This is a genomic window from Paraburkholderia sp. FT54 (genome assembly GCF_031585635.1).
Taxonomy (GTDB): Bacteria; Pseudomonadota; Gammaproteobacteria; order Burkholderiales; family Burkholderiaceae; genus Paraburkholderia.
This window is the reverse complement of record NZ_CP134196.1, coordinates 2,893,614-2,917,135: the sequence shown is the minus strand read 5'-3', so window position 1 is coordinate 2,917,135 and position 23,522 is coordinate 2,893,614. Positions and strand designations below refer to the sequence as shown.

At 63.5% G+C, this 23,522-nt stretch carries 19 protein-coding genes; 11 read left to right on the top strand and 8 right to left on the bottom strand.

What is annotated here, in order from left to right:
• Window positions 1-60 precede the first annotated feature (60 nt).
• From RI103_RS32640 to RI103_RS32610, 7 genes are all read left to right on the top strand, one after another.
• Window positions 61-1,389, top strand: coding sequence for an MFS transporter (locus tag RI103_RS32640; protein ID WP_310816879.1), 1,329 nt, complete (start codon window positions 61-63; stop codon window positions 1,387-1,389).
• Window positions 1,390-1,440: 51 nt separating this feature from the next.
• Window positions 1,441-2,700 carry a CaiB/BaiF CoA-transferase family protein gene (locus RI103_RS32635; protein WP_310816877.1) on the top strand — a complete coding sequence of 420 codons (1,260 nt, stop codon included), beginning with the start codon at window positions 1,441-1,443 and terminating at the stop codon, window positions 2,698-2,700.
• Window positions 2,697-3,497 (top strand): methylmalonyl-CoA decarboxylase, encoded by an 801-nt coding sequence (scpB, locus tag RI103_RS32630; protein ID WP_310816876.1) that lies wholly within the window; start codon window positions 2,697-2,699, stop codon window positions 3,495-3,497. The genes RI103_RS32635 and scpB overlap by 4 nt, the downstream gene beginning before the upstream one ends.
• Before the next feature lie 603 nt (window positions 3,498-4,100).
• Window positions 4,101-4,817 carry an ABC transporter permease gene (locus RI103_RS32625; protein WP_310816875.1) on the top strand — a complete coding sequence of 239 codons (717 nt, stop codon included), beginning with the start codon at window positions 4,101-4,103 and terminating at the stop codon, window positions 4,815-4,817.
• Window positions 4,814-5,710: a glycine betaine ABC transporter substrate-binding protein gene (locus tag RI103_RS32620; RefSeq protein ID WP_310816873.1), complete on the top strand. Its 897-nt coding sequence runs from the start codon at window positions 4,814-4,816 to the stop codon at window positions 5,708-5,710. The genes RI103_RS32625 and RI103_RS32620 overlap by 4 nt, the downstream gene beginning before the upstream one ends.
• 15 nt (window positions 5,711-5,725) lie before the next feature.
• Window positions 5,726-6,379, top strand: coding sequence for an ABC transporter permease (locus tag RI103_RS32615; protein WP_310816872.1), 654 nt, complete (start codon window positions 5,726-5,728; stop codon window positions 6,377-6,379).
• The gene (locus RI103_RS32610) at window positions 6,376-7,578 is read left to right on the top strand and encodes an ABC transporter ATP-binding protein (RefSeq protein ID WP_310816870.1); all 1,203 of its coding nucleotides are present in this window, start codon (window positions 6,376-6,378) and stop codon (window positions 7,576-7,578) included. Before RI103_RS32615 ends, RI103_RS32610 begins: the two co-directional genes overlap by 4 nt.
• A gap of 10 nt (window positions 7,579-7,588) precedes the next feature.
• On the opposite strand, the gene RI103_RS32605 is transcribed toward RI103_RS32610, so the two are convergent.
• Window positions 7,589-7,867 carry a hypothetical protein gene (locus RI103_RS32605; RefSeq protein WP_310816868.1) on the bottom strand — a complete coding sequence of 93 codons (279 nt, stop codon included), beginning with the start codon at window positions 7,865-7,867 and terminating at the stop codon, window positions 7,589-7,591.
• Window positions 7,868-8,132: 265 nt separating this feature from the next.
• On the opposite strand from RI103_RS32605, the gene RI103_RS32600 reads away from it, so the two are divergent.
• The 3 genes from RI103_RS32600 to RI103_RS32590 all read left to right on the top strand — a co-directional run bounded on the left by RI103_RS32600 (window position 8,133) and on the right by RI103_RS32590 (window position 11,474).
• Window positions 8,133-10,316 (top strand): hypothetical protein, encoded by a 2,184-nt coding sequence (locus tag RI103_RS32600; protein ID WP_310816867.1) that lies wholly within the window; start codon window positions 8,133-8,135, stop codon window positions 10,314-10,316.
• A 110-nt stretch (window positions 10,317-10,426) separates the two neighbouring features.
• Window positions 10,427-10,684 carry a hypothetical protein gene (locus RI103_RS32595; protein WP_132383474.1) on the top strand — a complete coding sequence of 86 codons (258 nt, stop codon included), beginning with the start codon at window positions 10,427-10,429 and terminating at the stop codon, window positions 10,682-10,684.
• Between the two features lie 190 nt (window positions 10,685-10,874).
• Window positions 10,875-11,474 (top strand): LysE family transporter, encoded by a 600-nt coding sequence (locus tag RI103_RS32590; RefSeq protein WP_310816866.1) that lies wholly within the window; start codon window positions 10,875-10,877, stop codon window positions 11,472-11,474.
• A 22-nt stretch (window positions 11,475-11,496) separates the two neighbouring features.
• Here RI103_RS32590 and RI103_RS32585 read toward each other — a convergent pair whose 3' ends face one another.
• The 7 genes from RI103_RS32585 to RI103_RS32555 all read right to left on the bottom strand — a co-directional run bounded on the left by RI103_RS32585 (window position 11,497) and on the right by RI103_RS32555 (window position 19,672).
• Window positions 11,497-12,735 carry a winged helix-turn-helix domain-containing protein gene (locus RI103_RS32585; RefSeq protein WP_310816865.1) on the bottom strand — a complete coding sequence of 413 codons (1,239 nt, stop codon included), beginning with the start codon at window positions 12,733-12,735 and terminating at the stop codon, window positions 11,497-11,499.
• A gap of 95 nt (window positions 12,736-12,830) precedes the next feature.
• Window positions 12,831-13,103 carry a hypothetical protein gene (locus RI103_RS32580; RefSeq protein WP_310816864.1) on the bottom strand — a complete coding sequence of 91 codons (273 nt, stop codon included), beginning with the start codon at window positions 13,101-13,103 and terminating at the stop codon, window positions 12,831-12,833.
• A gap of 168 nt (window positions 13,104-13,271) precedes the next feature.
• Window positions 13,272-15,002 carry an FAD-dependent oxidoreductase gene (locus tag RI103_RS32575; RefSeq protein ID WP_310816863.1) on the bottom strand — a complete coding sequence of 577 codons (1,731 nt, stop codon included), beginning with the start codon at window positions 15,000-15,002 and terminating at the stop codon, window positions 13,272-13,274.
• Between the two features lie 90 nt (window positions 15,003-15,092).
• Complete coding sequence (locus RI103_RS32570) at window positions 15,093-16,085, bottom strand: DedA family protein/thiosulfate sulfurtransferase GlpE (protein ID WP_310816861.1); 993 nt, start codon at window positions 16,083-16,085, stop codon at window positions 15,093-15,095.
• A gap of 330 nt (window positions 16,086-16,415) precedes the next feature.
• Window positions 16,416-16,667, bottom strand: coding sequence for a hypothetical protein (locus RI103_RS32565; RefSeq protein ID WP_007178686.1), 252 nt, complete (start codon window positions 16,665-16,667; stop codon window positions 16,416-16,418).
• A gap of 295 nt (window positions 16,668-16,962) precedes the next feature.
• Complete coding sequence (locus RI103_RS32560) at window positions 16,963-17,571, bottom strand: DinB family protein (protein WP_310816859.1); 609 nt, start codon at window positions 17,569-17,571, stop codon at window positions 16,963-16,965.
• 400 nt (window positions 17,572-17,971) lie between these two features.
• Complete coding sequence (locus RI103_RS32555; RefSeq protein WP_310816858.1) at window positions 17,972-19,672, bottom strand: methyl-accepting chemotaxis protein; 1,701 nt, start codon at window positions 19,670-19,672, stop codon at window positions 17,972-17,974.
• Window positions 19,673-19,969: 297 nt separating this feature from the next.
• On the opposite strand from RI103_RS32555, the gene RI103_RS32550 reads away from it, so the two are divergent.
• Window positions 19,970-23,500, top strand: coding sequence for an ATP-binding protein (locus RI103_RS32550; RefSeq protein ID WP_310816857.1), 3,531 nt, complete (start codon window positions 19,970-19,972; stop codon window positions 23,498-23,500).
• Window positions 23,501-23,522 lie beyond the last annotated feature (22 nt).

Below are 23,522 nucleotides of genomic sequence, written 5' to 3'. Positions count from 1 at the left end.
CGGACTGAACGGTGCGGCGCCGCTTCAAAACGGCCGGCGCAGGTCGGCCAGGAGACGGGCATGTCCAAAGTGATTGCTGCATCGACGCCGGCGCTCGAGCCCCGGCGCACACCCCTGACCCGCGAGCAGATCGGCGGCTTCTGGGCGGTTTACTCGGGGTGGGTGATGGACGGCGTGGATTCGGTGATCTACGCGCTGGTGCTGATGCCGGCGCTCGCCGAACTGCTGCCCGCCTCGGGCATTGCCGCCACGCCCGGCAACCTCGGCATGTACGGTTCGATCCTGTTTGCGCTGTTTCTGATCGGCTGGGGACTGTCGTTCATCTGGGGGCCGCTCGCCGACCGCTTCGGGCGGGTGAAGACGCTGGCCGCGAGCATCCTCATCTATTCGGTATTCACGGGCGCCGCGGCGTTCGCGCACAACGTCTGGGAGCTGGCCGCGTTCCGGTTGATCGCCGGCATCGGCGTGGGCGGCGAATGGGCGCTGGCCGGCACCTATGTGGCCGAGAGCTGGCCGGAGGATCGCCGCAAGATGGGCGCAGGCTATCTGCAGACGGGTTACTACGTGGGATTCTTTCTCGCCGCCTTGCTGAACTACACCGTCGGCGCGACATACGGCTGGCGCGCCATGTTTCTGTGCGGCCTCGCGCCGGCATTGCTCGCGATTTTCACGGTGCTCAAGGTGAAGGAGCCGGGGCAGTGGCGCAAGGCCACGCACGGTGCCGGGCAAGCGAGTGCGCCGCCCGCGCGGGCTCGCCGGCCGCTGCTGGAGATCTTCGCGCCGGCCTACCGGCGCCGCACGTTGACCAGCGCGAGCCTCGTGGGTGTCGCGATCATCGGCCTGTGGGCGGGTTCGGTCTACGAAGCCAGCGCGGTCGTGACACTGGCGACGCGCGCCGGCATTGACCGCGTCGGCGCCGTGCATCTCGCATCGATCGGGGCGGCGGTGCTCTCCGTGGGGACGATTCTCGGTTGCCTCGCCGCTCCCTGGCTGGCGGAACGGCTCGGGCGGCGGCTCGCGCTCGCCGCGTACTTCGCCGGCATGGCGGTGTCGATCGTGTTCGCGTTCGGCTGGGTCTTCTATCTGCCGAACGGACTCAACCTCTTCATGGGGTCGCTGCTGTTCCTCGGGTTTTTCGGCGGCAACTTCGCGATTTTCTCGCTGTGGCTACCCGAGCAATACCCGACGCGGATTCGCGCCACCGCCTTCGCCTTCAATGCGTCGGTGGGCCGCCTGCTCGGCGCCGGCGTGAACTTTCTGCTGGCCGCCGCGATTCACTGGCAAGGGTCGCTCGGATTGCCGGTCGCGTGGACCGCGGCGGCCTTCGTGATCGGCCTGCTGATTCTGCCGTTCGCTGTCGAGACGCGTCATCAGACGTTGCCGGAATAGCGCACCACTACTCATCTGTCGCCTGTCGTTATCAATTCGCTGGAGAACCGGATGCAAGCGTTACAAGGAATCAAGGTCGTCGAGCTGAGCCGTGCGCTGTCGGGGCCATTCTGTTCGATGGTGCTCGCCGATCTCGGTGCGGATGTCGTCAAGGTCGAACCGGGCCCGGGCGGCGACATGAGCCGAACCTGGGGGCCGTTCGACCGTGGCGTGAGTACCTATTATCTGTCCTGCAACCGCAACAAGCGTGGCGTGTGCATCGACTTTCGCCATCCTGAAGGACTGGCCGCGATTCACCGTCTGATCGACGATGCGGATGTGGTGATCGAGAACTTCAAGCCGGGCACCGTCGACAGCATGGGGCTCGGTTACGACGTGCTGAGCGCGCGCAATCCGCGTCTCGTGATGGGCAGCATCAACGCGTTCGGCTCGGATGGTCCAATGAGCGGCTGGCCGGGTTTCGATCAGATCGCGCAGGGCTATTCCGGCCTGATGAGCCTGACCGGTTTCGCCGATGGCGACCCCACGCGCACCGGCACCGCTATCGGCGATCTGAGTTCGGGCATGTGGCTTGCCATGGCGATTCTGTCCGCGCTGCTGGAACGTGAACGAACCGGGCGCGGCCAGCATGTGAGCACGTCGTTGCTCGCGAGTCTGGTGGGCTTGCTGAGCGTGCATGGTCAGCGTTATCTGAGCCTTGGCGACGTGCCGCGCCGCACCGGCAACGCGCATTCGGTGATCGCGCCGTACGGCGTGTTCGAGACCGCGGACGGCCCGCTCAACCTCGCGCCGATCACGTCCGACATGTGGCTGCGCTTGTGCCAGTTGCTCGGTCTGGCCGCCTTGCCTGACGACCCGCGCTTCGCGACCAATGAAGCACGCGTCGCGCATCGAGATGAATTGAAGGCGGTGCTGGAAGCGCGTTTGAAGACACGAGGCAAGCGGGAGTGGACCGAGATGTTTATCGGCGCCGGGCTGCCGGCCGGTCCGATCAATACGCTCGACGAAGTGTTCGACGACCCGCAGGTCCAGCACAGTCGACTCGTCGAGACGCTCGAGCATCCGACGCTCGGCGCGCTGCGTCAGGTTGTGACGCCGGTGTCGAGTTCCGCTGCTGCGGACGGATCCGCGCGGCAGACGAGCCGTCATGCGCCGCCGGGCCTTGGCGAACATACCGTCGACGTCTTGCGCGAGGCGGGTTTCGATGCCGCGCAGATCGACGCGTTGCTTGCGGCCAAGGCCGTGCATCAACAGGGCGGCTATCATTCGCTGGAGAATGCCTTGGAACGCGCTGCGGGAGTTACGCAATGAGCACGATGCACACACCGTCATTTACGGTGACAGTCGATATCATCGATGAACGGATCGCCCGGTTGACGTTCAGTCATCCTACGCGAAGAAATGCGCTCAGCGCTGAGCTGTTAGAGGCGCTCGACGCGCGCCTCATCGAGCTCGCTGCGCGGCGCATACCGGTCGTGATATTGGGCAGCGGAGTCGGACAGGACGTCTGGAGCGCGGGCCACGATCTCGGCGAACTGGCGCGCGACCGCGATCCGATCGCCTACGGCAAGCCGCTCGAACAGGCGTTGCGCCGGGTGCGCGCGTATCCGGGCGTGGTGATCGCAATGGTGTCGGGTTCGGCGTGGGGCGGCGCGGTGGATCTGGTGATGAGTTGCGACCTGGTCGTCGCCGACGAAAGCGCGCGTTTCGCGATGACGCCTGCGAATATCGGCTTGCCCTATACGACGAGCGGTTTGCTGCGCTTCTTCAACAACGTGCCGATTCACGTGTTGAAGGAGATGTTCTTCACCGCACAGCCGCTCGATGCGGCGCGTGCCGAGCGGTTCGGTGTGGTCAACCGGCTGGTCGACAGCGACAGGCTGGAGGCAACGGCGCTCGACATGGCGCGCGGCATTGCCGGCAAGGCGCCGCTTGCGATTCAGGCCGTGAAGGAGCAATTGCGAATACTCGAGGACCTGCAGCCGATGCCAGTGCAGGCGATGGAGCAGATTGCGGAGCTGCGTCGGCGGGCGTGCGAGAGTGCTGACTTTAGCGAAGGGTTGGCGGCGTTTTCGGAGCGGCGGGCGGCGGTGTTTGGCGGGAAATGACGCCGGTTGCCGATGCGCCGCTTCCTCAAACGCGATGATTCGGATGGGACCCCGGCGCACCAACAAGCGTTTGAGGTGAGCGTTTTCGGGAGATCAAAAGCGGTCGGGGAAACCACAGGTGAGCTTCTTCGGGAGTGGCGAAATCAAGCAGAAATCAAAGCCCAGCGCCCTCTCCACCACCTCCACATTAACCACATGGGTAGACGAACCCGTCGAACGCCCGTATAATCCACGCACCCTAACCGCGAAATCGCAGCTGAATAAGCAAAGTTAGAAGGGGTTCGATGCAAATTGGAAGCACTTGTGTCGCACCCTGTTGCCGGTGAAAAACCGGTATCCCTGAGGGGCGCCAAACCCCTGTCGGACAAGCAGCTCAGCGCTGCTGTGCAACTTCATCGATGGATCTGGCACCAGTTTTGCTGACTGGTCCGCCACCGAAGGCGAAACCACATCGCCTTCGCGCCGGGAAAAACGAACCCCCGGCACCACTCGGTTCACCTCGCGGTATCTGCCGCGTCCCGAACTTCCCATTCGCAGCGTCGTCACGACGCCTGTGCGGCGCGGCCATTTCTGCGCGTCGCTCGAACAAGGAGGCGCATCTTCATGATTCAACGTCCTGCCAGACTGATCGGCAGTCTTGTCGCTATCGGTGTTGTCGTCGCGTTGCTGTGCCGCGCGATCGATCCCAGCGCATTGCATCAATACGCGCCTGATCTCGTCTACTACACCAAGCGACACCTGGTGCTCGTCGGCTATTCCATGGCGCTCGCGCTGCTGGTCGGCATTCCCGCTGGCGTATTGCTGAGCCGTCCATCGTTCGCGCGTCACGCCGAACGTTTCATGCAGATCTTCAACATCGGCAACACGATTCCCTCGCTGGCCGTGCTGGCGATCGCACTCGGCATCTTCGGCATCGGCGATATTCCGGCGCTCGTCGCACTGTTTCTCGCGTCGTTGCTGCCGATCACCCGCAATGCCTATGAAGGCATGAAGAACGTCTCGCCCGCGCTGCGAGAGGCGGCGCGCGGTCTCGGCATGACGGGCTGGCAGTCGTTGTTGCGCGTGGAGTTGCCTAACGCCATGCCGATCATCATCGGTGGCGTGCGCACGGCGCTCGCGATCAACGTGGGCAGCGCGCCGCTCGCTTATCTTATCGGCGCGGACAGTCTCGGCACGCTGATCTTTCCCGGCATCTATCTGAACAACCAGCAGCAGCTTTTGCTCGGCGCGGCAGCCACCGCGATTCTCGCGCTGGTGCTGGACGGCATCGTCTCGGCCGGCAGCCGCTACCTGCTCGCGCGACGCGGGGTGACGGCATGACGAATCTGTTCAAACGCAGCCGCTGGATTGCCGCCGGCGCATTGCTCCTTACGAGCCTTCAGGCCGGCGCGGCGACGCTCGTGCTCGGCGGAAAAAATTTCACCGAGCAATACGTTCTTGCCGAAATCACGTCGCAATATCTGCGCGCGAAGGGCTACACGATCGACGCCCGCACCGGTCTCGGCAGCACGCTGTTGCGCAGCGCGCAGGAGAACGGCCAGGTCGATATCACGTGGGAATACACCGGCACCGCCGCAATCGTCTACAACAAGATCACCGAAAAGCTCGATCCGAAGACGATGTACGAGCGCGTGAAAACGCTCGACGCGAAACGTGGTTTGGTTTGGCTCAATTGTTCGCCGCTGAACAACACGTACGCGCTCGGTCTTCCGCAGCAGTTGGCGCAGCAAACCGGCATCCGCACGATTTCGCAACTCGCCGCGAAGATGGCGACGGAGCCGAAAAAGAAGCACGTGTTCGCCATGGATGCCGAATTCGCCAATCGTCCGGACGGGCTGAAGCCGCTCGAAGCCGCCTACGGCATGCAGTTCAGCCGCGCGGAAACGCGTCAGATGGATCCAGGCCTCGTCTACACGGCGTTGCATAACAACCAGGTGCCAATCGGACTGATCTACACGACCGACGGCCGCGTGAAGGGCTTCAACATCGTGCCGCTCGAAGACGATCGCCACTACTTCCCCGCGTACAACGCCACGCCCGTGGTGCGCAAGACGACGCTCGACCAGAATCCGCAACTCGCGCCGCAACTGAACGCATTGTCCGACGCGCTGAACAACGACACGATGCTGGAGATGAACAAGCAGGTCGACATTGACGGCAAGCCGGTGCGCGAAGTCGCGGCGGAATTCCTGCGCACGCACAAGCTGCCTTGAGCGGAGATCCTATTGATGAATGTATTCGACTATCTATTGGCCAACTGGCCTGAACTGCTGCAACTCACCGCACAACACGTGTGGCTGGTGGGAATCGCAGTGGGCTGCGCGATTGCCGTCGGCGTACCCTTGGGTATCCTGATCAATCGGCACGAGTGGCTCGCGGCGCCGCTGCTGAGCGTGGCGACGGTGGTGCTGACCTTGCCGTCCATCGCGCTGTTCGGCTTGATGATTCCGGTGTTCTCGCGCTTCGGCCAAGGCATCGGCGCGGTGCCGGCGATCACCGCCGTGTTCCTCTATTCGCTGCTGCCGATCATGCGCAACACCTACCTCGCGCTGCGCAACGTCGACGCCGGCATCAAGGAAGCGGGCATCGGTATCGGCATGACGGTGTGGCAACGCCTGCGCCTCGTCGATTTGCCGCTCTCCGTGCCGGTGATTCTCGGCGGCGTGCGCACGGCGGTGGTGATGAACATCGGCGTGATGACGATCGCCGCGGTGATCGGCGCGGGCGGTCTGGGCACGCTGATCATCCGCGCAATCGGCCAGAGCAACATGATGAAACTGTTGGTGGGCGCCGTGCTCGTGAGCGTGCTCGCGATCGTCGCCGACCTGCTGCTGCAAGCGCTGCAACGCTTGCTCACCCCGAAGGGAGTACAAAAGACATGATCGAACTCGACAAACTGACCAAGACGTTTACGCAGAAGGACGGCCAGCAGGTGAAGGCGGTCGACTCGGTGAGCCTGACCGTCGGCGAAGGCGAAATCTGCGTGTTTCTGGGCCCGTCGGGCTGCGGCAAGACCACCACGCTGAAGATGATCAACCGTCTGATCGCGCCGACTTCGGGCCGCGTGCTGATCAACGGCGAGGACACCTCGGGTCTGAACGAAGTCGAATTGCGCCGTCACATCGGCTACGTAATCCAGCAGATCGGCCTGTTTCCGAACATGACGATCGAGGAGAACATCACGGTCGTGCCGCGCCTGCTCGGCTGGGACAAGAAGCGTTGCCGCGAACGGGCCACTGAATTGATGTCGATGGTCGCGCTCGATCCGAAGCAGTATCTGAAGCGCTATCCGCGTGAACTGTCGGGTGGTCAGCAGCAGCGTATTGGCGTGATTCGCGCGTTGGCCGCCGATCCGCCGGTGCTGCTGATGGACGAGCCGTTCGGCGCGGTCGACCCGATCAACCGAGAGTCGATTCAGAACGAGTTCTTCCAGATGCAGCGTCAGTTGAACAAGACGGTGATCATGGTGAGCCACGACATCGACGAGGCGATCAAGCTCGGTGACCGCGTCGCCGTGTTCCGCCGTGGTCAACTGGTGCAATACGATCATCCGGATACGTTGCTGGCGCATCCGCGCGACGAGTTCGTCGGCGCGTTTGTCGGTCAGGACAGCACGTTGAAGCGCCTCTTGCTGGTGAAGGCCGGCGATGCCGCCACCCAGCCGGAAACCGCGCACGCCGATATGCCGGTCGCGCGTGCGTTCCAGATGATGGACGACAGCGACAACCGCTATCTGACCATCGTCGACGACAAGCAGCAGGCGCTCGGCTATGTGACGCGCCGCGCGGCGCGCGCGGCTCAGGGCGTGTGCGGCGACCATCTGACCGCGTTCAAGGCGACGGTCAGTGCGGACGAGCATCTGCGCATCGTGCTGTCGAAGATGTACCAGTTCAATTCGTCATGGATGCCGGTGCTGGATAGCGACGGCCGTTACGTCGGCGAAGTCACGCAGGATTCGATCGCGGACTATCTGAGCTCGGGCCGCTCGCGCCGGCAGACGGGTCAGCCGGCGATCGTGTCGCCAGCCGTCGCCGCGGCGGAAGCAGCGGCAGTGCAGGCTGCAGCAGTTCAACACGCGTGAAATCGGCAGGCTAGTCAAGCTGCGCCAATACGGCGCCGTGAGTCGAATCGAGCACCGGCCACGGCGGCGAATCGGATCGGGGCGCCGCAGCCGATTTCACCATTCCGGCTGCGCTTTCGACTACCTCGACGAGCCAGTCGGCCAAAGCGCGCACGCGCGGCGAGAATCTGGTCACGCCAATGGCGAGCAGGCTCATGCCCGCATAAATGCCGCCGATGCGCGTGCGAATCGAATTTGAGCCGCTCGGCAACAAGCGCGCGAAGGCGATTCGGTTGAGCACGAGGGGCATGTACTGGCCGGCGCACGTCGCTGCGCTTATCGCATCGCGTGAATAGCAAATAGCACTGTATTCGTGCGCGCGCTTATGCGCTTCGAATTGTTGGAACCATTCGACATTTAAAGCGGATTTTTTATCAATATATTTCCGCTTTTTCTATGCGAGGATAAAACGCCAACGTTTACGTATGCGCGATTGCCCATCGATCCGCATGCCTGCGAATGCGCGCCGGACATAGCGGTCGCGCGTGCTTCGCACCTCGCAAGGAAATACCGTCGTGACATTGTTCTCTCGCCTGAGCGTGACAGTTGTTGCCTTCCATTGTCTTATTCCGCTGAATGCGTCCGCGCAATCGCAACTCAATTACACTACCTCCTGGATCGGCAATAGTTTTGGTTTCGGCGACGGCAAATGGATGCAGCAGGATATCCAGGCCATCAGCGTCGGCGCTGACGGCACCGTTTACACCAATGCGCCATGGGATGAAAGCGGCAGTGAAATCGCCGCCTACCGCGCGGGCGACAAGATCGCTGTCGCCGGTTCCACGCATGGCTGGGGCGCGGCCGGTGGGGACGCCGTCGCGGTGAATCACACGTACCTGTATGCGGCAATGTCGATCGGCAACGAGAACAACGCCCTGGTCGGCGCGGATTATCCGGCCGCCAACCTGACCTGGTACGGCGTCACGCGCCGCTCGCTCGCCAATCTGGCGACCGGCGCGGCGTTCAGCGGCGGCATCGGCAATAGCGCCAATGCGACGAAGAACAGTTTTCTGCCGCTCGAGACGGTTGCGACCGGCAACGACGCTGGCATTCGCGGCATGGCCGCCACCGACAGCGAACTCTACGTGGCCGATACCTACGCCAACCGGATCGTCGTGTTCGACGCGAATTCGATGCAGCGCTTGCGCTCGTGGAACGTGACGTCGCCGGGACGCATTGCGGTGGATACCGACTCGACGCTGTGGGTGATGAGCGGCGTCTCTTCTGGAACCCTAACCATTCAGCACTACGCCGCAAATGGCACCGCGCTCGCCGGCACATTGCCACTGCCCGCGGGTGCGGTGCCGGCTGACATCGCGGTTACGCCGGCAGGGCAAATCCTCGTCGCGGACAATGGACCGTCGCAACAGATCCTCGTCTTCAACAAGGACGCCAACGGTCGACCGCAGGCCGCCCCGGCGATCGGCACGCGCAACGGCATCTTTCACGCGGTCAAGGGCGTGCCGGGTAACTGGCGCTTCAACGGCATGACGGGCATCGGCGTCGATCCCGCGGGCAATCTGTATGTCGCGCAGAATGGCGAAGGACCGCGGCCGGTCGGATCGGCATCGGTTGGACAGGGCGCGGTGCTCGAAAGCTACGTGTATAGTTCACACGCCCTCAATTGGCGCCTGTACGGCCTGACGTTCGTCGATAGCGCCGCCTTCGATCCCGCCACACCGAATTCCGTCTACACAGGCTCGAAGCGCTTCACGCTGGATTACAGCCAACCCGTCGGCCACGAATGGTCGTACGCGGGTTTCACGCTCGATCGTTTCGACTATCCGGACGATCCCGCGTTTCATGAGCCGCGCGGCGTGCGGGGCGAGCCGATGGTGCGCAGAATCAACGGCCAGCCGTTTCTCTACACGCTCGATCCGGGCGCGCACTACCTGAACGTCTATCGCTTCGACGCCGCGCACGGTGAAGTGGCGATTCCCTCCGGCCTGCTCGCGCAAAATCCGCTGCCAGGCACGTGGCCCGCGGCGCAGCCTACGTATGGCGAATGGCTGTGGCGCGACAGCAATGGCAACGGCAGCGTCGACACCAGCGAGATCAGCAGCAATCCCTCGACCGGCAGCACCGTCGGCAACGGTTTCTGGTGGGTCGACACGCCGGGCAATGTGTGGCTTGCCACACCGTTGAGCGGCATCCGCGAAATGCCGTTGCAGGGTCTCGACTCCGTGGGTAATCCGATCTACACGTACGCCAGCTCGACGATGTTCGCGATGCCGCAACCGTTCACGCGGATTGCGCGGATCGTGTATATCGCGGCGACCGACACCATGTACATCTCCGGTTTCACCAGCGCGATTCCGTGGGATGCGCCGCATTGGAAAGAGGCGGGGCCGGTGCTCGCGCGCTATGACAACTGGAGTTCCGGCACGCCGACGCAGCAGTACACCATTTCGCTGCCCTGGAACACACAGAGCAATCCGCAAACGACGACCGTGGGCGTCGCGGTGGCAGGCAACTACATCTTCGTGGCTGAGTTGTACACGCAGAAGGTGGATGTGTACGACGCGCGCACCGGCCAGGCCGTCGGCTATATGACGCCGGGTGCGAGCGTCGGCAACACGAGTGGGTGGGTCGACGTGTATCTTGGTATCAGCGCGGTGCAACGCGACAATGGCGAGTACGTCGTCCTGCTCGAAGACGATGCCCGCGCGAAAATTCTGATGTATCGATGGATGCCTTAACGCAGATCGCGTTCGCCCCGTTCACGAATGGACGGCAACGCACGATCGGTATATAACAATATGAAAGGATGGCTTGTTCACCGCTGCATTAACAGGAGTGACGTTTCATCATGACGCAAGACGTAACGCCTAAGCCACCCACGGGCGACCGGCCCGATCTGGAAAACCTCGACGCGGCGCTCAGTCACGTGGATCAGCAGGTATCGTCGGGCAGCATTGCGTCCGGCGCCGCGAAGGGCATTCTGTATAGCCTGATCGAAACGCTCGGCACGTTCGTCGGCGATCCCGATCTGCCGGAGCATGCACGTTCGGGTTATGAGGGACTGCTGGAAGCGGCTCGCGAGCTACGCGCGAGGTTGGATCACTGAAGGCGATGGCGCGTTGCCCGTGCGCGGCGCGATTCACATCGGTATGCATACCGATGTCGAGCGGCCGTTGCTCCTCTGTGGTGTGACGGCGTCACGCGGTTGCGATTCGTCATCGCAATTGGCCGCTGCATTTCGGCGCCGCCGCTGTCTATGATAAAAAGGCGCACTGTCTCTAACATTGCGCCTTTTTATGCTCTCTGCGTCTGCTATCGCGCTGCTGGCCGTCGGCATTATCGTCGTGCTGATTACACCCGGCCCAACCAATACGCTGCTTGCGGCGGCCGGTTTGCGCCATGGTGTGCGGCGTTCGCTGCCGCTGATTGCCGCCGAACTGGGCGGCTATCTCGTCTCGATCTCGGTGTGGGGGCATTTCCTCGTCCGGGCGGCGCATGTGCTGCCCTGGTTGCCCTCGCTGTTGCGCGTGGCGGCCGGCTTGTACATCGCGTATCTCGCCGTCGACATGTGGCGCGCGGCAGTCGCCTTGCCCGACTCGGCACAACGCGCGAGTGGCATGCGCACGTTGTTCGTGGCCACGCTGCTCAATCCGAAGGGCTTGCTGTTCGCTGGTACGATTTTTCCGGCTATCGCTTTCGCGCACCTGCCCGCCTACGCCTTCTCGATGCTGATATTCGCGTGCCTGCTCGTGCCGATCGCGCTCGCGTGGATTGCGTTCGGCGCGGCGCTCGGCAGCGGCAGGCTCACCTGGCTCAATCCGGTGAAGATGCAGCGCGGCGCTTCGATCGTGCTCGGTGTATTTTCCTTGTCGCTCGCATGGGCGGCGCTGCATTGAGTGTGCAGCGCTGAGCCGGATTTCAGGCGGCCACGCTGTCTCTCAAGGGGGCGTCGTCGGCGCTTAGCGCGTCGCGCCATTCAGGCGGCGCGGAGGTGATCTGCAGTTGCGGCGTGCCGTGCCAATCCGCGCAGCGTTGCAACGCGCGCCGCAGATCGCCGGCGAGACGGGCGCTCAGACGCACGCCCGGTTCAATGTGCAGCGACTTCAGTTCGAACACACCTTGGGTCCGGTGCGCTTTCGCATCCACACGGCCGACCAGACGGCCGCGGCTCAGCAGCGGCAACACGAAGTAACCATATTTGCGCTTCGCCGCCGGCGTATAGCATTCGATCGCGTAGTCGAAGTCGAACAGCGCCGCGGCACGCTTTCGGTCCCACACCACCGGATCGAACGGCGACAACACGGTGGTGACCGTCGACGTGAGCTTGCCGCTCGCGGCATCGTCGAGTATGGCGGCGAAGTCTTGATGCATGTACGTATCCTGCTTCCAGCCTTCCACGCGCACCGGGATCAGTTCGCCCTGATCGGCGAGCGCATGCAGTTCGTCGCGATACGGACGACGCGGCAGCCGGTAGTAATCGGCCACCCAATCTGCGCGCGCGATACCGAGCGCACGGCAGGTGCGGCGTAGCACGGATTCGGTTACCGAGTGCGCGGGCGGCAGATGGCGCGCGTCGTCCCAATCCGGCAGAACGCGCTCGGTCAGATCGTAGACGCGGTGAAAATTGCGCCGCTCGGCCACCATCAATTGCCCGATCGCGAACAGCACCTCCAGATGGCGTTTCTCCGGCTTCCAGTCCCACCAGCCGTTGCCCTTGCCCGCCTCGCGGGCAAAATCCGCGGAACGCACCGGACCCGTCGCGCGAATGTGCGCGAGCAGCTTCTCAATGTCCTTGCGATGCTTCTTGTGCCACTCGGCCGCGTATTTCCAGCCCATGCCGCTCGGATCGAGCATGCGATGGCGCAGCAGGCCATAGTCGTCGATCGGCACGAAACAGGCTTCATGCGACCAGTATTCGAATAGCTTGCCTTCGGCGAGATGCTCGTCGAGCCATTGCTGCGGATAAGCGCCGAGCCGGCTGAACAACACGAGATAGGGACTGCGCGCGACCACGTGAATCGTGTCGATCTGCAATTGCGCCATGCGGCGGATCGTGTCGAGCACGTCGGCCTTGACGGCCTTGCGGCGCGGCGGCGTCAGCAATCCTTGCGCGGCCAGATGCAGGGTACGGGCGGCGGAAAGAGGAAGAGTCTCCACGCGGGCGTCGATCAGTGAGTGACTGCGAAGGGCGGGCACGAGGCCCGGCTTGGATCAGCAGCCGCTACTGTAGCGTGAAGCGCCCAAACGTGCCTTTACCACTCGCGGCCGTGATGCCGATCCCAGCCGCGATGACGGCCGTGATCGTGGTGCCAGTGGCGGCCGCGATAGTAGTCGTCCCGGTAGCCGTAACCGTAGACCGGTTGGGGCGCGTACACGACCGGCGGCGGCGCATAGACCGGCGGCGCTGCGTACACCGGTCCCGGCGTGTTGACGAACACGCCGACATCCACCCGCGCCGAGGCGGCAGTCGATGCGCAGGCGGCGGCAACGCCGAAGGCGGCGAAAATGATCGCGCGTTGGAACATGCGTGTCTCCCATGCAAGATTGCGTCGAAAGAGCCGGCCATTCACTGTCGAATGGCTGACGACAATCTTACGAGACAGAAAGGCGAGCAGGTGCAACCAGTTGAACGTGTGTGTAACAGCAGGTTACCCGCCGGCGGTTGCAAGGCCGGCGGGCGGTTTGTGGAGCATTCAGGCGCTCAGCGGGACCGCTTCTCCCGCCGACACCGCCAGCAGTTGATGGATCTGCGCGACCACGGCCGCGCCTTCGCCGACGGCCGCCGCCACCCGTTTGGTCGAGCCGGCGCGTGCATCGCCGATCGCGTACACGCCCTCGACCGTCGTCGCGAGATCGCAGACCGATGCGCCGTCGGCGCTGGTGCCGGTCAACACGAAGCCTTTCTCGTCGAGTTCCACGCCGCAGGTGCGCAGCCAGTCGGTATTCGGGTCCGCACCGGTGAAAAGGAACAGATGGCGCGTGTCAAAATGATCGGTGCCGTCCGGCAACGGCTTTTTCAGGGCGACGGACGACAAACCGCTTTCGTCGGCATCCAGCCGGCCGATTTCCGAATTCGGATGCACGAACACATTCGGCAGCGAGCGGATCCGGTCGATCAGATAGCGCGACATGGTGGCTTCGAAACCGCTGCGCCGGATCAGCACATGAACCTTGGCCGCATGCGTCGCCAGATAGACGATCGCCTGACCGGCCGAGTTGCCGCCGCCCACCAGCACGACTTCCTGGCGCTTGCACAGCTTGGCTTCGACCGGCGACGCCCAGTAGTAGACGCCGCGTCCCTCGAAGCGGTCGAGTCCTTCGAGCGCCGGGCGCCGATAAACCGCGCCGCTTGCAATCACAATGGCGCGCGCCGTGATATGCCCGCCACACTTCAGTTCCAGCCGATGCGGCCGTTCCGCGCAATGCAGCGCCTTCACATTGACCGGAATCGCCACGTGCGCGCCGAATTTCTGCGCCTGCACGAACGCCCGGCCCGCCAGCGCCTGACCGGAGATGCCGGTCGGGAAGCCCAGATAGTTCTCGATCCGCGAACTGGCGCCGGCCTGGCCGCCCGGCGCACGGCTGTCGAGCACGATTACCGACAGGCCTTCGGAGGCCGCGTACACCGCAGTGGCGAGCCCAGCCGGTCCAGCGCCGACGATCGCGACGTCGTACACGTGCGCATCGTCGAGATCGGGCAGCAAGCCGAGGCACGTGGCGAGTTCCGGCATGCTCGGATGACGCAGCACCGAGCCGTCCGGGCAGATCACCAGCGGCATGTCTTCTTTTTGCGCGGCGAATTGCTCGATCAGACGCAGCGCGTCTTCGTCGCGTTCGTCTATCACGGAATGCGGATGGCCGTTGCGCGACAGGAAGCCTTGCAACATGACGAGCCGCGCGTCGCTGCTGTTGCCGATCAGAATCGGCCCGCCCGCGCCCTTTTCGATCAGCGACACGCGCCGCAGGATCAGTGCGCGCATGATGCGCTCGCCGAGTTCCGCTTCGGCGACGATCAGCGCGCGCAGCCGATCCGGCGGAATCAACAACGCTTCCACCGAACCCAGCGCCATGCCGTTGACGAGCGCCGGCCGTCCCGACAATTGACCGACTTCGGCAAGGAAATGCCCGGCGCCATGTTCGTTGATCAGCACTTCGCGCCCGATGCCGTCGCGTTGATACACCTTCACGCGCCCTTCGAGCACCACGAACATGCCGGGACCGGTGAGGCCGGTCTCGAACAACAGTTCACCGGCTTTCCAGTGGCCAATCTCGCCGAACTTGCGCAAACGGCCGATTTCCGCGCAGGTGAGCGCGGGGAACATCTGATGCATGCGCGTCGAGAGCGACGAAAACGGTGCGTCGGCGACGACGTCTGGTTGTGGCATTTCCGGTTGCTGCACTTCAGGTTCTTGAATCGAAAGCATTAAACCGCTCCTTCTGTGTTCATTGATGGATCGAACGAGGAGCGAAGCGGCGCGGCGCCCGAAGGCGCGAATCCAGGTGCGCTGCTTGCGCTATACGGCCTTCGGCGCGATGTCGTCGACCGCCACCTCGGGCGGTGGCATGTTGGGCAGCGAATCCACCGGCTTGCCCGAGTCGCGCCAGGCTTCCATGCCACCGCGCAACGGCAGCACGTCGGAGAAGCCGGCTTCGTTCAATTGCTTGGCCATCCATGCCGCGGAAATCTCATTCGGGCAGGAACAGTAAATCACCACCTTTTGATCGTGCGGATAGGTCGCGACGATCTCGTCGAGTTGCCGCTCATCGGCGAATTGCGAGCCCGGAATCACGAACGGATCGAGCTTGCGCTTCTCATGCGAACGGATGTCGAACAGCACCGGCGTGTTGCCGGCCTTCACGAGCGAGGCCAGTTCGTCGACTTCGATGCGCGCCGACGCGAGCTTCGAAATCAGCTGGCGCCGGCGGATCCAACGATACGCGGCATACGCCAGCAGCAGGCCGACGGCGACCAGCGCGGCCGTGCGGCCAAGGCGCCCGGCGAACGCGAACAGCATGTCGATCTGCCTCGCGAACAGCGCGCCGATGATCAGGCCGGTGCCGGACCACAATGCGGCGCCGATGCTGTCGTAAGTGAGGAACGTGCGGTAGCGCGTGCCCATGGCGCCCGCCATCGGGATCGACACGATCGACAGTCCCGGCACGAACTTGGCCACGGCCAGCACGCGCACGCCCCAGCGGCCGAAAAAGCGTTCTGTCTTCTTCACGCACGTGTCACGCGAGAGCGAGAGCCGGCAAATCGTTTTCAGCGTATTGCCGCCGTACATACGGCCGGCGAAATACCACGCGCTGTCGCCGATCAACGTGGCGAAAATCGACAGGATAAGCACGGGCGCCAACTGCGTGCCCACGGAACCGGGATGCATGGCCGCCATCGCCCCGAACAGCACGAGCGACGGCATTGCCGGGACCGGCAGCCCGATCGAGGCGGCGAGCACGTTCACGAACACGAGCGCCGGCCCATATTGCTCGACGAGATCATGTAGCATCGGCTTAAATCCGCAGCCCTTTCGGACGCGGCGCAGGTAGGGAATGCAAAGGAGAATGCAAGAATTATGGACGCATTTTCAAGACGTGCAAACGCCCTGAAAAGATGTCCTTTAGTTGGGTATGGGAAGCGCTATCTCAAGCACACTGAATGACTTGAAAGACGCATTAGCAGCGCGACTCGAACAAAACGAAAAAGATGAGAATGTCGCGCGGCGTGCTGAAGCGGAAATAATGCCCGATTGACGTCCGCGGAAGCCCGCTCAGCAAGCGGGTGATACCGACGCGTCACGCGGCATTTGCAGTCGACGTGCAATGCCGCGTGACGTATTTCATTGACGATGATTGTGCTGTTCGCCAGGCAATTCGGCGCCGTGTGCGCGAATCGCGGCAATCAGTTCGGCTGGCGTAATTTCGTAGCGCACTTCGCGGTGTATGCCTGGCTTGCGCTCGTCGACTTCGATCAAAAGAATGCCTTTGCCGTCTTCTGTCGATTCGAGGCGCAGCGAACGGAGTTCGCGCGCCGTTGCGTCGTCGTATTCGGTGAGCAGGGCCATTGACCCGGAAGACCCGGTAGTGCGCATCGAAGTTGTCCTTGTTCCGTTGTTGATCGAACCATTGTACGGGCACGATAGCGCGGCGTCTGTCGCGCCGCCGTCACGCTTCGCGTGGTTACCCGCGTGGTCGGCCGTTCGTCCGCCTGCGTGCCGTAGGCCGCCAAGCGCGTTGACTGGCGCGGTCCGCCGGGCAACGCACGTCGTGACGTCCCGCCGTGACAATCAGTTTAACGCGACTCTCGGCTACGACGGATGCATTTTTCGTGCCCCGTGACGGTGCGATTCTTCCCCCCGACTGTCATGCTGTTGACGCGCGCCCCGGTTAGGGAAAATGGACCGGGCGCGGCGTGGTTCGCGCGTCGCGCATCGTGTCCAGATCGCTGAGTTCGGCAACGCGCAGCGGTGCGTCGGCGGAAAGGAAAAACTCGTCGAGCTGCGGCGGGGCGGCCGCCGTGCCGCTCAGCATCGCGTGAACTTGCCCGCGATGGTGAATCTGATGGACGAAAACATGCGGCAATACGCTGCCGACCTGCTCGCGTTGTACCCCGATCGACGGACCGCGGTCGATCTGGACCTCGCGTTGCAGATCGTCGTCGGTGAGCGATTCGCAGAAGGCGAGCAGTTGCTGGTCGCTCCGCGCTTGTGCATCCCACAGGTCGGCTGCGCGCGGATAGGGCATTTCGTTATCGAAAATGGTGAGGCCTGCGCCGCCGCCGATCAGCGCGTCGAAGTAATAACGGTCCACCAGAAGGATGTGATTCAACGTGAGCTGCAACGACGGGAAGTAACTCACTCTGCGTTCGGCGAACGCTTCGTCGGTCAAGGCGAGGCAGGCGCGGTAGAGGCGCAGATTCGACCATGCGTTGTTGCGCGCCATGGCGGTGAGGTGCGAAGACAGCGGATTGGCACGCGGCGAGTCGGAAGGGGTCACGTCGGCCTCCGATGGCGGGAATTGGGCACGTGGGTGCGCATGCGCGTCGTCAAGCGAGCGCGTGGCGTGAGAATGGAAGCCCTGCCTATCTAGCGTAGCATCGCTTCGCGCGAGGCGATCGGCACGTGGCGAATCGACGAAGGCGTGCTCCCGTATTCCCTCACCGTTCGTCTTATCCGCTGCACCGGCAGCAGCGAATGATCAAAGGTCGAACCTCAAGAATCCTCAACAGCGCACGCACCGGCGTCGTCCGCAAAAAAATAGGCCCGTCCACGGAGGGGGCGGGCCGCTCAACGCCGTTGTTACTCGGGTCAGCCTGCCCCTTCAAACAACTGGGCGCTGACCGTGCCATCGTGCTGCGTCAATACCGGACTGTCGAGGTGGGAGTAACGCCGATCTATCAGATCAATGCAGCGTCTTCCTGCTCGACATCGCGGACGATGACTGGCGCACGGTGTCGTTTGATCCCAAGCACCGCCGTTTGCGCTGCATCGGCGCTGAACGCCTGACGCTTCTTGCCGGCGGCGCGTTGCGCCTGTGCTGCGTCGGCGACGGTGAACAGACGCACGGCTTCGTCCAGCACGTCCGCCTGTTCCGCCAGACGCTGCGCGGTTGCCGCCGCCTGCTCGACGAGCGCCGCATTCTGCTGGGTGGCGCCGTCCAGATGCGAGACCGCCTGATTGACCTGGCGAATGCCTTCCGCCTGTTCGCTGCTCGCATTCGCCACGTCGACGATGATCGACGACACGCGGCCCACCGCCTCGTCGATCACGCGCATCTGCGACGTTGTACGGGCAACCAGTTCGGTGCCCGCCGCGACTTCGGTTGCGCTCGCTTCGACCACCGACTTGATTTCCTTCGACGACGCCGCGCAGCGTTGCGCCAGCATGCGCACTTCGCCCGCGACGACCGCGAACGAGCGGCCCGCTTCGCCCGCGCGCGCCGCTTCGACGGCGGCATTCAACGCAAGGATATTGGTCTGGAACGCGATGCCGTCGATCACGCCGGTAATGTCGGCGATACGCCGAGATGCCGCGGTGATGCCCGCCATGGTCTGCTCGACCTGGCCCGCAATCTTGCCGCCGACCGCGGCCGCCGCCTGAGCGTCCCGCGCCAGATCGAGTGCGCGCACGGTGGCGTCGGCGTTGGCTTGCACCGTGGTGGTCAGCTCTTCCATCGTGGCGGCGGTCTCTTCAAGCGACGCTGCCTGCAACTCCGTGCGTCTCGCGAGATCGACATTGCCGCTGGAAATTTCGCGCGCATTGTCGAGCATGCCGGTGATCTGGGCGCGCACGTCGTAGACGATCGCCGCAAGATTCGCCCTCAACTGATTCAGTGCTTGCAGCACGTCGCCGAGGTCGTCGTGGCGCACGATCTGCAGATCGGCGGTCAGGTCGCCCGCGGCGAGACGCGTGGCGAATCCCGACATGTCGCGGATCGGAGCGGCGAGTTGGCGCGTCAGCACCTGCCACGACACGATACTGACTGCCGTGGTGACGCCGAACGCCATCCAGAACGGCACAGGCGGCGCGCCTTGCCATGCCGCGAGGCCGGTCAGCAGCAGCGCGAGCGGCGTGATCGCGTAGCCGATCGCCGCGCGTGTCGCGACGGGCAGGCGCATCAGCGCCTGCAAGCGCCCCAGCACACCGGTGCGCACCACCACGCCGCGGCGCAACCGCACGCCACGCGACTCGCCGCCGCGCATGCGTGCGTACAGCGCTTCGGCGGCGCGCACCGCGGCGCGTTCCGGTTTCACGCGCACGCTCAAGTAGCCGACCACGGCGCCTTTCTCGACCACCGGCGTGACGTTGGCATGGACCCAGTAGTGATCGCCGTTCTGGCGGCGATTTTTCACGAGCGCTGTCCAGGGGCGCCCGTCGCGGATCGTTGCCCACATGTCGGCGAACGCTTCGCGTGGCATGTCCGGATGGCGGATCAGGTTGTGCGGCTGGCCAATCAGTTCGTCGCGCGCAAAGCCCGAGACGGTGATGAAGGCCGGATTGCAGTACTGGATGCGACCGGTCAGGTCGGTCGCGGAAACAAGCATGTGTGACGAAGGGATTTCGTACTCGTGCCCGGTGACAGGCTGGTTGTTGCGCATGGCTTCCTTGCTGGTGCCAGCCCACGCGTGGGCGCGGTGCTTACATGGTTGCAAGGAATAACGGCAATTAACCCCGCAGTCTTGAGGGTTTCCCAGTAAACCACTCAGGTTTAGTCTCGACCAGGCCGTTAATACAGGGTTGTTTGACGAGCGCTGAAAGGCCGTGTGAAACAGTGCCGGATGCGTCGCGCGATGTCTTCAAAAGGACTACACTGCGCCCGTATAAGGGCTGCAGACGCATCTCGCCCCTCGATTCGCCGCGGTCTGCCTGCGCGAATCCGCTACCCACGCGCGCTGATGCAGAAGATTCTCGACCGTACTCAGGAGTCGCTGGCGCAGGCCTTTGCCACGCTCGCCCAGAGCGCGAAGCGCCAACAGCGGCTTTATCTCGCGACCGTCGGCTCGCTGATGCTGATCGTGGTGATCTTTGCGCTCGTGCTGGTTGCCGTCGCGGGACTCCAGCAACTCGACTATCACCGTACCCTCGTATCGCAGAATGCCGCCCAGATCTCCCTGCTCGTGCATCAGGAGGAGTCGTTCCTGCGGCGCGCCGAGTTGACGCTCGCTCATAACGACGGCCAGGCCGGCGCACGGAGCGCGCCCGATACCATACAGCAAGCGATCGTGAAGAACGGTGTCGCGCGCTTCCAGATAGACGATTCAGATTTCGACATGGCGGTCGGCGAAGCCACGCGCAACGCGTGGGGCCCGCAACTGGGCCAAAACCTCGGACGCCTCTACGAATCGGCGCGATCGACGCTCGTGACTCAGCAGGCTTTTGAATTGCGGCAACAGGCGATGCTGATCGGATTGAACGAAGACTACGCGGTGATTCTGCGTACGCTGGCGGAACCGCTCGCGGGCCAGACCGGCAGGGCCGATCAGGCCGCTACGCCTGTGCCGCAACCGACGATCGTCAACGTGCTGCGCGAGACGCTCGAGCGCCAGTTCGAGGCGCAAACCGGCAAGCGCGTGCCGAGCAAAGGCGAGCGCGTCTGGCTGGGACCGTACCGTGATCCGCTGCAGAACCGTCCGGTGATTTCCGCGGTGAGTGCCTACTATGACGGCGACACGCCGATCTCCCTGATCAGCATGAACATTCCGGTGGACGCGCTCGTGTCGCGTATCGCGCCACCCGACCGCGAGGGCGTGAATCTGCTCATGAGGGCGGACGGCCGCATTGCCGTGTTGTCGGCGCCGCTCGACGGCTCGATCGCCCGGCTGCTGCGTCAGACGGTAGCAGCTACGCCAACCCACGCCTTTCATTACGGCCGCGAGGGCGCATTTTTTTACGAGCCATTGGGGCCAGGCGTCGGCTTCCTGGTCGGCTACATACCGTGGAGCGCGCTGGCCGTCGCACTCGGCTGGCAACTGGCGGTGATTGGCTGCCTGACGGCGCTCTTCCTGCTGGCTATCGCTCTGATGGCGCGCTATTTCGGCTTGCGACTCTTACGCAATTCGTTTGCGGAAACGTCACGCGCGCTGCAAAGCGAAACCCTCAACCACATTCTCGTCAGCGCGACACCCGTCGGGTTGTGCATTGTCCGGCAGAGCGACTATTCGATCCTGACGGCCAACGCGCTTGCGACTGAGTTGCTCGATATCGAGGCCGATGGTAGTCGGCTCCCGCCGCATATCGTGGGCGAGTTCGTGGCTCAGGCGCCGGATCAGACGTCGGCCGCGGCGTTCACGGGGGTGGCTGCGTTCGTCGCGCCCGCGCAGCCGCTGAAGACGCCGCCGGCTCAGTCTCTGTCTCGCTCGGCAACCGAGCACCGAGCAGGCCCGCAAACCGCGTTGCCATCAGAGAGGGACGGCGACGCGCCGGCCCTGTTTCTGCAATTCATCTATGCGCCCGCTCGTTACGCCAGTGAGAATGTGCTGTTCTGCGCGATACTCGACGTCACCGCGCAGACCATGCTTGAACAACAACTGCGGCACGCACAGCAGACATCGGAAGCGCTGATGCGTGCGCGTACGAATTTCTTCGCCGCAATGAGCCACGAAATTCGCACGCCTTTGAACGCGCTGCTCGGCAATCTCGAACTGTTCGCCCGTACGCCAGGTCTCGAGGCGCATTCGCAACGGCTCGCGACATTGGACCTTGCGGCAGGCGCGCTGCGCCGCGTGGTCAACGACATTCTCGATTTTTCGAAGATCGACGCAGGCGAGATGTTGCTGGTCAAGGAACCCTTTCGCCTGATCGACGATTTCGAAAACATCGCCCTTTCCTATGCATCGATGCACGGTGACCGCTCGATCAGTTACCACGCCCTCTTTTCTCCGACCCTCGACCAGATCTTGATCGGCGATCGCATGCGCATAGGGCAGATCGTCAACAACCTGCTGAGCAATGCATTCAAGTTCACCTCGATCGGCAGGATCACGTTATATGCCGACGTGACAGACGATTCAGCGGGCCGGGCGATACTGAACTGCCGAGTCTCGGATTCGGGCGCAGGCATTAGCCAGGAAACGCTGGCGCTGCTTTTCAAGCCGTTCGCGCAGGGCGAACAGGGGGCTTCGCGCGGCAACGCCGGCACGGGTCTCGGCCTCGCGATCTGTGCGCGCTTATGCGAGTTGATGGGCGGCCAGATTTCCGCGGAAAGTGTACCCAACGTCGGCAGTGCATTTCGCGTATCAATCCCTCTTGAGAAGCCCCCCGCCGATCCGCGCGTGTCAGCAGCGGTCCCCGAGCAGCGCGGGACGGTGCTCGTCTTATTCATGGAAGCGGAAGGCGGCGAGTTGCTGGACCGCTGGCTTCAGCGCGCGGGCTGGGCGGCCCACCTGGTGTTCTCGTCTGCCGCCGCGCAGGCGTGGTTGCGCGTGAACCGCCCGGATGTATTGGTCGTCTCCGGCGAATACGATTTCGAGGTGATTGCCACGTTGCGTGCGCTGCAACCGGTCGGCGCCGTGTGGATCACGCATGACGGCCCGCATCGTGCCGAGGCGCGCGGCGACGGTGTGCTCGAAGTGAGTGAATTCAGCCGGACTGCGATTCTGTCTGCCGTCGAACTGGCGCACGAGGGCGGGTCCGCGGCTGCGGCGCCGGTTTCCGCGAGCGCGGCAACGGATTCGATGGGAGCTCATCCCACGTTGCGTGGACTCCCGGTCCTGGTCGCGGAAGACAATCCCCTGATCCAGACTTTGATCGCCGAACAACTGGTCGAATTGGGGTGCGTGCCCACCATCGCCCACGACGGCAAGCACGCGCTGAAACTGTTCGAGCAAACAGATTTCGAGGTGGTGCTGACCGACATTCATATGCCCGAGATGGACGGTTACGCACTGCTGGCCGCGCTGCGCGAGTTGCATGCTGCCGTGCGGGTGTTGGCCTTTAGCGCCGTGTCCGAGAATGAGAGTGCGCACATCTGGCGCGAGCGTGGCTTTAGCGGCTATGTGGCCAAGCCAGCGTCGTTGAGCCAATTGCAAGCCGCGTTGCTGGAGGTGGCGCCGGCATCGGCGCAGGCGGCTGCCGGGACAGCCGCGCCAGCCCAACCCATGGCGCCCGTTGCCAATGCGGGCAGCACGCTCAGCGCGGACGACAAGGCACGCTACGCGGCGATGCTCAAGGAGCATTTGCAAAAAGATCTGCCGAGACTGCTTGCGATCGTCGAAGAGGAAGACGTGCAGGCATTGGCCGGCTGGGCGCATAGCGCGAGCGGCGCGTTCGTCGTGGTGCAGGAGCCGCGGTTCGTCGAGCAATGCCGGCGATTGCAACGGCTATGCAACGAAAGCGAACGCTGGACCACCGAGATGGACGAACTCGCGATTTCGCTGCACGAAGCCTTATGCGATCACTACGGACTCGACGAGGCGTCGGCGCATTGATTAGCCGCCGTGCCGCTTTGCC